Annotated in this window: 2 protein-coding genes; both read left to right on the forward strand. The window is 31.7% G+C overall.

Translation table 11 applies throughout. The annotated features are described in order from the left end of the window. Window positions 1-54 precede the first annotated feature (54 nt). Window positions 55-489 (forward strand): helix-turn-helix domain-containing protein, encoded by a 435-nt coding sequence (locus GB234_RS14975; RefSeq protein ID WP_151895384.1) that lies wholly within the window; start codon window positions 55-57, stop codon window positions 487-489. Beyond that, the gene (locus GB234_RS14980) at window positions 459-1307 is read left to right on the forward strand and encodes an IS3 family transposase (protein ID WP_235906158.1); all 849 of its coding nucleotides are present in this window, start codon (window positions 459-461) and stop codon (window positions 1305-1307) included. Before GB234_RS14975 ends, GB234_RS14980 begins: the two co-directional genes overlap by 31 nt. The last annotated feature ends 25 nt before the right edge of the window (window positions 1308-1332 follow it).

Below are 1332 nucleotides of genomic sequence, written 5' to 3' on the forward strand. Positions count from 1 at the left end.
TGAACTTTCCTGAAATAGGTTGACTAAAAATTAAACCTTTAATTATAGTCACTTATGAAAACACAAAATGAACACTGGCGAAAAAAAAGCTATCAAAAAGCAACTTTAGAGACGAAACTTTTAGTCGTTGACCAAATACTTAGCGGGCAGATATCCAATAACCAAGCTTCAAAAAAATATGACATTCCCAGAACAACTATTTCTTATTGGTTAAGAAAATACAGTACCTTAGTACAACAAAATACTGGTATGAGTAAAAATGATGAAATTAAAAAACTCAAGGAAAAGATTGAAGAACTTGAGTTTCAAAAAGACTTCCAACAAGACATTATCGCGGATATGGAACTAATTACAGGTGTCGATATGTCAAAAAAGTCATTACCCAAAACATTAGCAAAAGAGATAGAGCTAAAGAAAAAACAGCGTATAAAAGAAAATGGCTCTATGGATGTTTTGGGATATCTAAACAAGCCTTCTACAAAAGACTAAGAACTCAACAGAAAAAAGAAATAGATCATCAAAAAATGATCAAAATGGTCAAGGACTACCGCAAAAAAGTAGGCTCTAAAACTGGTGGCATTAAACTACATACAGAACTAAAGCAAGACTTTATAAACGCTGATATTAAAATTGGTAGAGATAAGTTCTATCGCTTCCTCAGACTAAATAATCTTTTGATTCCTAAAACTAAAAATTACATCACAACAACAAACTCTAATCATATGTACAAAAAATATAAGAACCTGATTAAAAACCACGTCCCTACTCGACCTGAACAACTTTGGGTAAGTGATATCACTTACATTAAAACACAATACGGCCATAATTATTTAGCCATTGTTACAGATGCCTATTCCAAGCAGATTATGGGCTACAAACTAGATAACCATATGAGAACATCACTTTGCACCGATGCACTCGCTATGGCCATTAAAAACAGAAAATACCCCAATCAAAAGCTTATTCATCATTCAGACAGAGGTTTTCAATACTGCAATCCTAAGTACACAACTTTTGCTGAAGACAACAATATCGTAATGAGTATGACTGAGCAATACGACCCTTATGAAAATGCTGTAGCAGAACGAATTAATAGAACGTTGAAATACGAATATGGATTAAAACAAACGATTAAAAACACAAAACTAGCTCAAAAAATGACGGAGCAAGCTGTCTATATTTATAATAATTTAAGAACGCATTTTAGCCTGGAATTAAGAAAACCAGCTGAAGTACACTTAAATCCAAATATCAAATATAAATCCTATCGAAAAAATAATGTAAATTTAGCTGAACTTAAGATTTAAAAATAGAAATTGATTAATCAAAAAA

The organism is Patiriisocius marinistellae (genome assembly GCF_009014635.1).
Lineage (GTDB): Bacteria > Bacteroidota > Bacteroidia > Flavobacteriales > Flavobacteriaceae > Patiriisocius > Patiriisocius marinistellae.

What these genes read in the sequence shown, in the direction of transcription:
- GB234_RS14975 (WP_151895384.1), top strand. Translation starts at nt 55, where the DNA reads ATGAAAACACAAAATGAACACTGGCGAAAAAAAAGCTATCAAAAAGCA.